Source organism: Streptococcus suis YS56 (assembly GCF_000440115.1).
Classification (GTDB): Bacteria; Bacillota; Bacilli; order Lactobacillales; family Streptococcaceae; genus Streptococcus; species Streptococcus suis_L.
In genome coordinates this window covers 1-12,309 of sequence record NZ_ALMY01000035.1, presented here as the reverse complement: position 1 = coordinate 12,309, position 12,309 = coordinate 1, and the positions used below count along the sequence as shown (strand labels likewise).

Below are 12,309 nucleotides of genomic sequence, written 5' to 3'. Positions count from 1 at the left end.
CCCTCACCTGCCGGTCCTGCTTGTCCATCGGGTGTAATCCAGTTGCGAAATTGTGTTACGGTACGGACAAACTTGCCACCTGTTGACTTGGTATCATACCATTGATCTACCCATTTGCCATCTTGTAAAAGTCCCATAAAGTTCTCCTTTATTATAAAAAGTAGGAAATCCAAGCAAACTGGATTTCATTTGCATACATATCACTAATTAGTATTATAGTCTTTTTTCAATCAAAGTCAAGACCTAGGTTTTATGCTAGAATAGAGATATGAGATTGGACAAATGTTTAGAGAAAGCCAAAGTTGGCTCGCGCAAGCAAGTTAAAAAACTTTTTAAAGCCCAGCAAATCAAGATTAACGGACAAGCAGCTCAAAGTCTCAGTCAGATCGTCGATCCAGAACTCCAAGAGATTCAGGTGGCAGGGCGAAAAATCGAGCTAAAAGGCTCGGTCTACTATTTACTCAACAAACCAGCAGGAGTCGTTTCTGCTGTGACAGACCAAGAGCATCAGACAGTCATCGACTTGATTTCTTCGCAAGACAGTAGGGAAGGTCTCTACCCCGTCGGTCGCCTGGACAGGGATACCGAGGGCCTAGTCCTCATTACCAACAATGGTCCGCTCGGTTATCGTATGCTCCATCCCAGCCACCATGTGGACAAGGTCTACTATGTGGAGGTCAACGGCCCCTTGGGTCCAGATGCCCCGACATTTTTTGCTTCAGGTGTTACCTTTTTGGACGGCACTCGTTGCCAGCCCGCAGATTTGACTGTCTTGGAGGCTTCTTTAGACCATAGCAGAGCGACCATCAAGCTGGCAGAAGGCAAGTTTCATCAGGTCAAAAAGATGTTTTTAGCCTATGGTGTCAAGGTCACTTATCTCAAGCGGATCTCCTTTGGAGGTTTTGAACTGGGGGATTTGGAACGAGGTGCATACAGACAACTCACTCCAAATGAATTGGAACATTTATTCACTTATTTTGACTAGAGGAGGATATATAATGAGCATTTATAATTTTACAGTACAAAAACAAGATGGGTCAGACCAGTCCATGGCTGATTATAAAGGACAGGTGCTTTTGATTGTCAATACGGCGCCAGGTTGTGGGTTGGCACCTCAATACAAGGAACTACAGGAGTTATATAATTGCTATAAAGACAAAGGTTTTGTCGTGCTAGATTTTCCTTGCAATCAATTTTTAAATCAGGCTCCCGGTTCTGTGGAAGACATCAATCAGACCTGTAGTTTGACTTATGGAACAACCTTTCCTCGCTTTGCAAAAATTGAAGTGAACGGTGTAGGAGCTAGTCCGCTATATCGCTATCTTAAGAAAGAAAAATCGACCTTATTAGGAGGTCGAATTGAGTGGAATTTTACCAAGTTTTTGGTGGATAGACAGGGGCGCGTGGTCAAACGCTATTTACCAACGACTAGTCCATTAAAACTGAAAGAGGACATAGAACATTATTTGGAAAAGTAAGAAGAAGGCTGGAGTCATCTAGCCTTCTTGTTTTAGTAACCACAGAAAATAGGGGGCGCCGATAAGGGAGACGATGATGCCGGTTGGGATGCCTGTTCCGACAAGTAGTACTCGTCCTATGGTATCCGCTAGAAGTAGAATGAAGCTTCCTATTATCATAGTAGCTGGAATGATGACACGATGGTCATTTCCTAACCATTTGCGCACAATGTGACCAGCAATGAGACCGACGAAGGTGATATTACCAACTAAAATGACACTAAGAGAGGCTAGGGCGGTAGCCAATACCAAGGTAATCCGCCTTTCACGCTGTAAGTGGAGTCCCAAAGCCATGGCTGTCTGGTCGTTTAGATTCATAATATTGAGTGAGCGACTTCGACTAAACGTTGCCAGCCATACCAAGAGAAGAAGAGGAGTATAGATTGCGATAGTTTTCCAATCTCCACCATTTACTCGACCACTGAGCCACTGGACAATGTATTCCATCTTAAAGTCATCTAATTGGCTGATGATGCTAACCATGATACCAGATAACATGCTCGAAATTCCAACTCCCGTGATAATTAAGCGTGCAGGATGGATGCCGTACAGCTTCTTACGTGCAATCCAGTAAACTAGAAAAATGGTTAATCCACCGCCCATCATAGCAAATAGAGGCATGAGACTCAATAAGACAGGGCTGATTTTTGAAGAGAGACCGACAAATAGTGCCACAACAAGACCAGCTCCAGCGTTGGTTCCTAATATTCCAGAATCTGCCAGAGGATTGCGGGTCAAAGTTTGTAGTAACAAACCCGCCAAAGCCAGAGAAGCCCCTCCGATAATGGAGGCGATTATTCTAGGTAAGCGAATTCGCCCAATGATCAGTAGAGTCGATGAACTGGCATGCCCACTCATGATGTCGATGAGATCTGAAAAGGATGAATTGCTATAGCCGATAGATAAGGAAAGTAGGAAAATGACAAATAAAAGGATTAGTAGGAATGTGAATATTTTTAGATAGTTGTGATGTCTTATCAAAAGTGTTTCTCCTTTCTAATCAACCATAGGAAGCAAGGGAGACCAATGATACTGATGACTGCGCTAATGGGAGTTTCAACAGGTGGATTGATAGAACGGCAAACCAAATCTACCCAGATGAGGAAACTAGCCCCTGCAAAGGCAGTTAATGGTAAGAGTAGCTTGTAATTTTTCCCTGTAAACATGCGGATAAAGTGAGGAATAATGAGCCCGACAAAAGAAAGTGAGCCCACAAGAGCTACCGCAGAAGCTGAGAGTAGAAGGACAATTCCCAACAAGATCAAGGTCATCAGTAAGGTTCGTTGCCCTAGATTTTTAGCAACGGTTTCGTTGAGGCTCAGGATGGTCAGCTGATGTGAAAAGAGTTGAGCAAGGATGAGGCCAATGATGATAAGAGGAGCGATGATGGCCAGCATCTTCCAGTTTACCTGTACCAATCCCCCTGCTTGCCAGCCAATCACTGCAGTTGATAAATCAAAGTAGATAGTAATAGCCTGACCAATAGCAGAAAATAGACTTGCTACCATGGCACCAGATAAAATTAACCGTAGTTGATTGTAGCCTTTTTGTACCTGATAAGCTAGACCAAAGACTAGACCGGCTGCCAGACAGGAGCCCAGTAAACATATTAATAAAATTTGACTGTAGTGCAAACCACCGAATAGAGCATAGGCAACAATGAGAGCAAGTCCTGCGCCAACATTGATTCCTAATAAGCCAGGATCAGCAATCGGATTGCGTGTAATTCCTTGCATCATTGCCCCAGCTTGAGCCATGGCAGCTCCTACCAAGATGGCGGCTACCATTCTAGGTAAACGCAAATCGATGATAACATCCTGAACGGAAGAATCTGTCAGCGGATGCTTTAGGGTTTCTATCAGTTGTTGGTGGCTATAAGAAATAGCTCCAAAGCGTAAACTAAGATAGCCTCCAGCTATGAAAGAAAGACAGATGATGAAAAAAACAAGCCAAATATTCTTTGGCTTTGTTTTGGGATAATGAGAACTTACTAGTTTGTTCATATATCCAGTCCTTTTACTGAAGTTTTTGAATTTCTGAGACAAAGGCGTCAATTTGTAAATCTAAAGACATCGGGTCGGAGAAGTAGAAGAGGTTGTAGTCTACCTCGATGACGTGACCATTCTTTACAGCAGGTAGATTTTTCCAAATATCACTTTCTTTGAGAGATGCAGCTGCTTCTTTTGTTTTATCATTGACGTTAACAAGCACATAGTCGCCAACGTATTCTGGAAGAGCTTCCTGAGATACCCCAAACCAGCCTTCTTTACTGATAATGTCTTCTTGAACCTTTGCAGGAGCAGCAAAACTGAGAGCGCGATAGACTAATTCTCCGCCACGACCAAAGTTGTTACCGTAAAGGAAGATGTTTTTATCGAAGAAGTCCATGACAGTAAATGTTGAACTTGTATCAATCAATCCTTTCAATTCCTCTTTCGCAGTAGCAACTTTCTCATCCCATTGATCTAACCAGGCTTGTGCTTCCTTTTCTTTTCCAAAAATCTGACCAACATCTGTCAGCATTTTCAGGTAGTCACTCTTTCCATAAGTGATTTCAATAACTGGAGCAATTTCTTTCAGTGTTTCTAAGTTATCATCACCAGCAAATACTAGAATGACATCTGGTTTTTGTGCGGCAATTGCTTCTGTATCTGCCGTTGTCAATTGTGGAACATCCTTTAGTTTGTCTCCAAATGCAGGACTATTTTTTTCTAAATCTAGACTATAGCTAGATACATCAATTCCTAATTGTAAGAGATAGCCTGTGTAAGAGTAAGCAAAGTTGACAACTTTTTTAGGATTTTTTGGAATGTCACCGTGGTAAGTAATTCCTTCAATCTTTGGCATGCTAGACAATTCTACATCTGTTGAAGAGGAAGAGGTAGAACAAGCTGTTAAGAAAAACAGCCCGACAAATAAACTAAAAATAGCTAAAAACTTTTTCATTTTTTCTCCTTATTATTTTTTTAAATCGTAAGTTAGCAAAATAGGGTAATCTTGACCAGCAACCTGCATCAATTGAGGTTCAATGCTAAAAATGTCCCTCAGTATCTCAGTTGTCATCATATTGGACACAGACCCATGGTAGCGAATATCTCCCTCTTTCATGGCAATCATATAATCTGAAAATCGAGCTGATAAATTGACATCGTGAAGGACCATCACAATGGTTTTCTGTCGGCTTTGATTCAGTTCTTTTAAAAGTTCTAAGACTTCCAATTGATGATTGAGATCAAGATAGGTTGTTGGTTCATCTAAGAAAATGGTATCCGTATCTTGAGCAAGTGCCATCGCAATCCACACACGTTGCCTCTGACCACCTGATAAATCATCAACTGGTAACCTAGCGTAGGGAGCGGTCTGAGTGACCTCCAAGGCCCAGTTGATTTTCTCTCTATCCTGATCAGTGAGATGCCCCAGCCCATTTTGATGCGGAAAGCGACCATAGGAGACTAGTTCATAGACGGAAATCCCTTCAGTCGCTTCTAAGACCTGAGGGAGCAGGGCCAATTTTTTTGCGACTTCTTTGGTTGGCAGTTGTGAAATGGCTTGTCCATCTAAATAGATAGCCCCTTCTTGAACAGGGATAATCCTTGTCAACGCCTTAAGCAAGGTCGATTTTCCACAGCCATTGGCACCAATGATCGTCGTTATATTTCCTTTTGGAATACTTGTTGATAATTCATCAATAATAATCCGATTGTCGTAAGAGACTTGGATATTTTCCGCTTGAATAGAAGACACAAACTCCTCCTTTCCAGAATATGATTCATTAATATTTTGTTCCGACCAGTATTATATCAAAAAAATTTACCAAAACAAAGAGTTTTCTGAAAATTTTAATTTAATGAGAATCGTTATAAAAAAGTCCTTGTCTGTGAACAAGGACCCTATGTTACAAATATTGTTTTGCTACTTCTAAGTCGCCGTCGTAGGCGGCCTTTTCGCCATTGACAATCTGGTAGGCGTCAGCCCCCTTGCCTGCGATGATGACCGCATCTTTCGGAGAGTTTGTCTGACTCATGGCTGTGCGAATGGCTTCTTCCCGGTCCAAGATAAAGTCGCTTGGACGGGTCATGTGGGCACGGACTTGTTCAGCGATAGCAGCTGGATCTTCACGGTTGGGGTCATCAGCTGTCAGAATCACCTCAACCTGTGGATAGTCATTGAGCAGCAGACCGAAGTCCTTGCGGCGACTTTCTCCCTTGTTGCCAGGAGCTCCCAGAATCAAAATCACCTTGCCTGTCTGGTGCTCCAAGACGACATCAATCAGTTTCTTGACACTATCTCCGTTATGGGCGTAGTCCACGAATACCTTGGCACCGTTTTGCTGGGTCAGGACTTCCATACGGCCTGGGACATTGGTTTGGGCAATCCCTGTGTGAATATCTTCCAGACTTGCACCCAAACGTAGACAGGCCAGCCCTGCTGCGATAGCATTTTCTTGGTTGAAGCCACCGATGAGTTGGATGTCGTAATGGCCAGCCAATTTGCCGGTCGCTGTGAAATCAAAACCTGCTGACTGACTAATCTGGTTTTCAGAAGTCGGTCCATAGAAGTCATGGTCTTTAGAGATGACTTGCTCTTTCACCACTTCAAAATGGTCCATGCCAGCATTGACAATAACCGCTCTGCTATTGTCCATCAAAAGCCGTTTGTGGTAGAAATAGTCCTCAAAAGTCGGGTGCTCAATGGGGCCGATGTGGTCGGGGCTGATGTTGAGGAAGACGCCGACGTCAAAGGTCAGTCCATAAACTCGCTTGACCAAGTAAGCCTGGCTGGACACCTCCATAATCAAGTGGGTCATGCCGTTCTTGACCGCCTCCGCCATCATGGCAAAGAGGTCCAGACTCTCAGGCGTGGTCAGGGTGGACTTGAAGAAGGTCTTGCCGTCCAGCGTGGTGTTCATGGTCGAAAGCATGGCAGGTTTCTTGCTCTGTTTAAGGATGTTAAAAGCAAAATAAGCCGCCGTTGTCTTACCTTTGGTACCGGTGAAGGCCAGAAGTTTGAGCTGTTTCTGGGGATGACCATGAAAATCCATGGCAATCAGGCTCATAGCCTGCTTGATGTCATGGACGATGATAGCAGGAATGCCGACCTCATAGTCGATTTCAGACACGTAAAAAGCCAGCCCAGCCTCAATAGCCTTTTCCAGAAATTCCTTCTTAAAGGCCAAACCCTTGGCAAAAAAGAGGGTCGTTGGGCTAACAGTCCGGCTGTCATAGCTGAGGGCATCAAACTGGACATCCGTCCACGTGCTGTCAGTCTGGTTATTTTGTTTGATATGGCGGAAGTTGTCATCCGCTTTTAAGATGTCTACTATACGTTCAATTTTTATCATGTTTCTATTGTAAACCTATCAGGGACATTTGACAAGTCAGGACAAGAAAACCCTCTCGGAAAATCAGGAGAGGGCAAGCCTTTATGCAAAAATTCTAACCAATATCCAATCAAGATACGCCTGAACATAGATTTAATTCCAATAGAATATAATGAGTAAGACTACAAAAAATAGGACAGACAAGACCAAGGAAAGTAATGTCTGCTTTTGTCCAATCTTGGTGAAGAAGCCAAGATAGAGCGAAATTAGTAAGAGAATGACCAAAAGGCTTCGTATCCATGTTTCTGGATAGAAAGCCCAAATTCCTTGAGGACGGAATAAAAAGAAGGTAAAAATAAAAGTAGTATAGGTGTTTTCATTTTTGTACCATTCACGATTGAAACGGGGACGTAAGTTCGTTAATAGAGTTTTCATTTTTGTAACCTCCTCCTATTTATCAATAGTATAGCATATCTAGCTAAGATTATCTCCATAAAATAAAGAGAGCAAAAATAAATGTGAAAGCGATTACCAAAGCCGACTTCCAGTTTTCCTCAAGATTATACTTAGGTCGAAAGAAAGTGACATTTCTTCCTGAAGCAATTTTGTGCTATAATAGGAGGGATTGAAAAAGGAGAAGTTTATGTTTTATTCTTATCTACGAACACTATTAACATTCTTGTTGTGGGCCATCAATGGCAATATTCACTATCATGATAGAGAAAAGATTTTGCCACAGGAGGAAAATTATATTCTTATCGCTCCGCACAAAACCTTTTGGGATCCAGTCTTTCTTGGCTACGCTGCTGCTCCCAAGCAGTTCATCTTTATGGCTAAAAAAGAACTCTTCAAGGACCGTGGTTTTGGCTGGTGGATTTCAAAATGTGGAGCCTTTCCGATTGACCGTGAAAATCCTGGCATGGCAGCCATCAAGTATCCAGTTAACATGTTGAAAAAAAGTGACCGTTCGCTGGTCATGTTTCCTTCAGGAAGTCGTCATTCCTCTGAGCTCAAAGGTGGTGTGGCGGTCATTGCCAAGTCAGCCAAGGTCAAACTCATGCCAGCTACCTATGTGGGTCCCATGACCATCAAGGGGCTCTTAGCTGGTGAGCGAATTGATGTGGCTTTTGGAAACCCTATCGATGTTTCAGACATCAAGCGTATGGATGATGCAGGTACAGCAGAAGTGACTAGCCGAATCGAAGCTGAGTTCAAACGCTTAGATGACCATGCGGCATCCTTCCAAACCAAGAAGAAACCAAATATCTTGACTTATCTCTATCGTATCCCAGTTCTTTTGCTGGTTGTTCTTATCTTGGGATTGACCTATGCCTTTAGCTATATCGCCAGCTTCTTCTGGCAACCAAGTACTCAGTTGGATAAAAAATAAGTAAATGAAACTCGCAGCTTGCGGGTTTTTTTCTATCTTTTTCCGAATTATCTAAGTGGAGGTAGTTATGGAAAAAGTAATTGAAACAATCAAACAATACAAGTGGCAGCTGGGTCTGCCGGCAGGAGTAGCAGTTGTCGTTGCGAGTTTTCTCTGGTTTAGTCAGCCAGCCCAATCGGCTGACCAGACTGGACTGACGGAGTTTCCTCAGACCGAGAAAACCTCTAGTGGTCAAGAGCAAACTGAGGAAACCAGTAGAGAAGAAAGCGAAGAGCCCAGCCAGCTGGTCGTCGATGTCAAAGGAGCGGTGACAGAGCCTGGCATTTACTACCTTGATGCAGGAAGTCGGGTCAATGATGCGGTGGAGGCAGCTGGCGGCTTGACTAGTCAGGCAGACCCCAAGTCTATCAATCTAGCTCAGAAGCTCAGCGACGAGGCGGTGGTCTATGTGGCTAGTAAGGACGAAAACATCTCGGTGGTGGCCAGCACGACTACCAGCTCTGCTATGTCCCAAGAAGGAAATGAAAGTAAGGTCAATCTCAATACGGCGACCGAGGCTGATCTGCAGACTATTTCGGGTATCGGTGCCAAGCGGGCGGCGGACATTATCGCCTATCGTGAGGCCAATGGTGGCTTCAAGTCGGTGGACGACCTCAACAACGTTTCAGGCATCGGCAACAAGACCATGGAAAGCATCCGACCTTATGTCACGGTTGAGTAAGCTCCCCTGCCAGCCCATTCACCTAGCCATCTTGGCGGTGGCGACCTACTTTGTAGTCCATTCTTTTTCTCTCTTGACAATGGGCCTGCTGAGTTTGTTGTTGCTGGTCTTTGGGATTCGGCAAGGCAAGACAGTTTTCCTCAAAACGCTGCCGCTTCTAGCCCTGTGTGGTCTGTTTTACGTATGCCAGAAGGTCCAATGGGAGCGGGCAGCCCAGTCAGCCCCAGAGCAAGTGACGACTGTGCAGGTCATTCCAGATACCATAGACATCAATGGCGATAGCTTGTCTTTTCGTGGTCGGGCTGACGGACAAACCTATCAGGTTTTCTACAAATTAGCCAGTCAGGAGGAGCAGGCTTATTTTCAAAAGTTGACAGGTCTGGTCCAGCTAGAAGTGGAAGCAGAGGTCAGCCTGCCAGCTGGTCAGCGGAATTTCAACGGCTTTGACTATCGGGCCTATCTGAAAACACAGGGTATCTATCGGAATGTCAAGCTAACAGCGATTAAGAAGATTGTTCCTGTCCGGTCTTGGAATGTTTTTGACTGGCTGTCAAGCTGGCGGAGGCAGGCCTTGGTCTATATCAAAACCAATTTTCCAGCTCCCATGAGCCACTACATGACAGGGCTCTTGTTTGGGGACTTGGATAGTGAGTTTGACCAGATAAGTGATCTCTATTCTAGTTTAGGAATCATTCATCTCTTTGCCCTGTCTGGTATGCAAGTTGGATTTTTCATCGATAAGTTTCGCTGGATTTTACTGCGTTTGGGCTTGACCAAAGAAACAGTGGATAAGTTACAAATTCTCTTTTCCATTGTTTATGCTGGTTTGACAGGTTTTTCCGTGTCGGTTGTACGGTCCTTGGTCCAAAAAATTCTGGGTAATCTGGGCTTGCGGAAGTTGGATAACTTTGCGGTGACAGTTTTTGTCTGTCTGTTGATACTGCCCCGATTTTTACTGACAGCAGGAGGAGTGCTGACTTTTACCTATGCTTTCTTGCTGACTGTCTTTAATTTTGAGGACTTGGGGCAGGTCAAAAAGGTTGCGGTGGAGAGTCTCAGTATTTCACTTGGGATTCTACCTGTGCTCATGACCTATTTCTATGCCTTTCAACCCTTGTCTATTCTCCTGACATTTGCCTTTTCCTTTATCTTTGATGTCCTGCTCTTGCCAGGTTTGTCAGTCATTTTTCTCCTGTCGCCTCTGGTCAAGATGACTTGGGTCAACGGATTTTTTGTCTTTATGGAAAACATCATTGTCTGGGTGGAGGATTTGGGCTTTCGGCCTTGGATACTGGGCAAGCCGTCTGGTCTGGTCCTCTTACTTTTGCTGGTCTGCCTCTTCTTGCTTTACGATTTCCACAGGAAGAAAAACTGGCTCCTAGGACTGAGCTTGGTCCTCGCTCTGCTATTTTTCATAACCAAACACCCGCTGGAAAACGAGGTGACGGTGGTGGACATCGGGCAGGGGGACAGCATCTTTTTGCGGGATATGCGGGGGCGGACGGTCCTGATAGATGTGGGTGGTCGGGTCGATTTTGCGGCTAAGGAGGAGTGGCAGGAGCGGTCTCGGCAGGCAAATGCAGAGCGGACCTTGATTCCATATCTGCATAGTCGGGGCGTGGATAGGATTGATAGCTTGGTCCTGACCCATACCGACGCAGACCATGTGGGCGATGTGTTGGAAGTGGCGAAGCAGGTCCAGATTGGTCGGATTTACGTGTCGCCAGGAAGCCTGACGGTGCCTGACTTTGTAGCCGCCTTGAAAGAAATCAATGTCCCTGTTCATGTGGTGGCGGTGGGCGACCGCTTGCCGATTTTTGACTCCTATCTGGAAGTCCTCTATCCAGACGGGACAGGCGACGGTGGGAATAATGATTCTATTGTCCTTTACGGTCGCTTGTTGGAAACCAATTTCCTCTTTACAGGGGACTTGGAGCAAGGGGAGTTGGACTTGATAGAAGCCTATCCCAACCTGCCTGTCGATGTCCTTAAAGCTGGTCACCACGGCTCCAAAGGTTCTTCCTATCCTGAATTTCTAGACCATATCGGTGCCAAGATTGCCCTGGTATCAGCAGGAGAAAATAACCGCTACAAGCATCCCCATCAAGAAACCTTGGACCGCTTTGACAGTCGAAATATCCAAGTCTATCGTACCGACCAGCAAGGAGCCATTCGCTTCCGAGGTTGGAAGGAGTGGACGATTGAGACGGTGAGGGAGTGATGGTTTTAAAAAAGGGCCCTATAATCTCTCTGGTTGATTTACCCACTGCAGAAATTATAGTGCCCATTAGGGGAGTTGGATAGCCTCAGCTTTTTAGCAAGTTATTCATGTATGTAGTTTATTCTAGTTGGTACTCGTTTCTTATCTCCACAAAGTTCTTTGGAGAGGAGGTGAGAAGACGACATTACAGTCTCTCAGGATAGATTTGGTTGATTTCCCAAAAGTCCCTTCAGAAGGAGTTGATCGCTTCTGAGAAGTAATCTTATATTGAATCACCCCAAAAGTTAGATAGAAATATCTAACTTTTTTGGGGGAGTATATATTATTTACTTTTCCTTTTTAGTTTTGAGAAGAGGCAAGATAGCCCAACCAAGTCCTAAAGATACTAGGAAAATGTATCCCAATCTAGATAGGAAGTTTTCTTTTTGCTCACCAGTTTTTGGTAATAGTGCGCCATTGGTTTGTTGAAGCTGGCTCGGAGAAACGATAGCATCATGTTGTCTATTCGACAGATATTCTATCGATTTTGGTGTCTCTGCGAGCTTCATTGGAGTAGGGATTGCTTCATTAGTTGGCAATGTTGGTGGCAAAATCGGTACAAGATTTGGAGTATCTGGTTTTTCTTCCTTGTTTGGGAGGTTATCGGTACTGCGACTTCCGATTTTGATAACTTGTTCAATCGGCTCAAGGAGGATGGTATCAGAAATAATTTCTTCATTGTTTCTTCCAACGACCGCTCCATTTATGAGAGCAATAATTTGTCGTTGACCGTCTTTTCCTTGTACAAGGATAATTTCTTCTCCCTGTTTCAACTGATTATCCACGATGTATTTCGTTTGGAAAGGAATTGGTATGATTGTTGTACTCCATTTGAGTTCAGGTTTTATGTGTTGTTCAGGAGCAGTTTCGGGAACTTTTATTTCTAAAGTTCCGATTTTCACGACATGCTCAACTGGTTCGATTGTTTCCGTTACGGTGTTCGCAGTAATGTTTCCAGTTTTGGTATCCAGTGTGTAGGTCGTAGTGATGGTTTCCTTGCCTTCTTTCCCTTGAGTGACGGTCTCTATGTGTCCTTTTGGCAATTCAGGGTCTTCTACGGTAGTTGTCTTGTATTTCAAGACGTTGGTTACAACAACTGGT

General features: G+C 44.2%; 12 protein-coding genes and 1 pseudogene. 5 read left to right on the top strand and 8 right to left on the bottom strand.

Annotated features, from left to right (window positions below; translation table 11 throughout):
- Positions 1-137, bottom strand: a pseudogene (locus SST62_RS1000000112095) (glutathione S-transferase family protein); the annotation flags it as partial.
- 131 nt (positions 138-268) lie between these two features.
- Between SST62_RS1000000112095 and SST62_RS0104855 the strand changes: the two are divergent.
- Entirely contained in the window at positions 269-985 is a 717-nt protein-coding gene (locus SST62_RS0104855) for a pseudouridine synthase (protein ID WP_029186508.1), read from the top strand.
- A 13-nt stretch (positions 986-998) separates the two neighbouring features.
- On the top strand, positions 999-1,478 hold the full coding sequence (locus tag SST62_RS0104850; RefSeq protein WP_029942597.1) for a glutathione peroxidase: 480 nt from the start codon (positions 999-1,001) through the stop codon (positions 1,476-1,478).
- A gap of 18 nt (positions 1,479-1,496) precedes the next feature.
- Here SST62_RS0104850 and SST62_RS0104845 read toward each other — a convergent pair whose 3' ends face one another.
- The 6 genes from SST62_RS0104845 to SST62_RS0104820 form a co-directional block, all read right to left on the bottom strand.
- Positions 1,497-2,498: a FecCD family ABC transporter permease gene (locus tag SST62_RS0104845; protein WP_029186506.1), complete on the bottom strand. Its 1,002-nt coding sequence runs from the start codon at positions 2,496-2,498 to the stop codon at positions 1,497-1,499.
- Positions 2,495-3,520: a FecCD family ABC transporter permease gene (locus SST62_RS0104840; RefSeq protein WP_029186505.1), complete on the bottom strand. Its 1,026-nt coding sequence runs from the start codon at positions 3,518-3,520 to the stop codon at positions 2,495-2,497. The genes SST62_RS0104845 and SST62_RS0104840 overlap by 4 nt, the downstream gene beginning before the upstream one ends.
- A gap of 13 nt (positions 3,521-3,533) precedes the next feature.
- Entirely contained in the window at positions 3,534-4,463 is a 930-nt protein-coding gene (locus SST62_RS0104835) for an ABC transporter substrate-binding protein (protein ID WP_029186504.1), read from the bottom strand.
- Positions 4,464-4,475: 12 nt separating this feature from the next.
- Positions 4,476-5,261, bottom strand: coding sequence for an ABC transporter ATP-binding protein (locus tag SST62_RS0104830; RefSeq protein ID WP_024385481.1), 786 nt, complete (start codon positions 5,259-5,261; stop codon positions 4,476-4,478).
- Between the two features lie 151 nt (positions 5,262-5,412).
- The gene (locus tag SST62_RS0104825; protein ID WP_029186503.1) at positions 5,413-6,858 is read right to left on the bottom strand and encodes a UDP-N-acetylmuramoyl-L-alanyl-D-glutamate--L-lysine ligase; all 1,446 of its coding nucleotides are present in this window, start codon (positions 6,856-6,858) and stop codon (positions 5,413-5,415) included.
- A gap of 132 nt (positions 6,859-6,990) precedes the next feature.
- The gene (locus SST62_RS0104820; RefSeq protein ID WP_029186502.1) at positions 6,991-7,272 is read right to left on the bottom strand and encodes a hypothetical protein; all 282 of its coding nucleotides are present in this window, start codon (positions 7,270-7,272) and stop codon (positions 6,991-6,993) included.
- 208 nt (positions 7,273-7,480) lie between these two features.
- Between SST62_RS0104820 and SST62_RS0104815 the strand changes: the two genes are divergently transcribed.
- The 3 genes from SST62_RS0104815 (at position 7,481) to SST62_RS0104805 (ending at position 11,169) form a co-directional block, all read left to right on the top strand.
- Positions 7,481-8,227, top strand: a complete 747-nt coding sequence (locus SST62_RS0104815; protein WP_029186501.1) for a lysophospholipid acyltransferase family protein — start codon at positions 7,481-7,483, stop codon at positions 8,225-8,227.
- A gap of 67 nt (positions 8,228-8,294) precedes the next feature.
- Positions 8,295-8,948, top strand: coding sequence for a helix-hairpin-helix domain-containing protein (locus SST62_RS0104810; protein ID WP_029186500.1), 654 nt, complete (start codon positions 8,295-8,297; stop codon positions 8,946-8,948).
- The gene (locus SST62_RS0104805) at positions 8,932-11,169 is read left to right on the top strand and encodes a DNA internalization-related competence protein ComEC/Rec2 (RefSeq protein WP_029186499.1); all 2,238 of its coding nucleotides are present in this window, start codon (positions 8,932-8,934) and stop codon (positions 11,167-11,169) included. Before SST62_RS0104810 ends, SST62_RS0104805 begins: the two co-directional genes overlap by 17 nt.
- Before the next feature lie 326 nt (positions 11,170-11,495).
- Here SST62_RS0104805 and SST62_RS01000000111490 read toward each other — a convergent pair.
- On the bottom strand, positions 11,496-12,309 hold an 814-nt coding region (locus SST62_RS01000000111490; protein WP_032499344.1), incomplete at its 5' end, for a G5 domain-containing protein.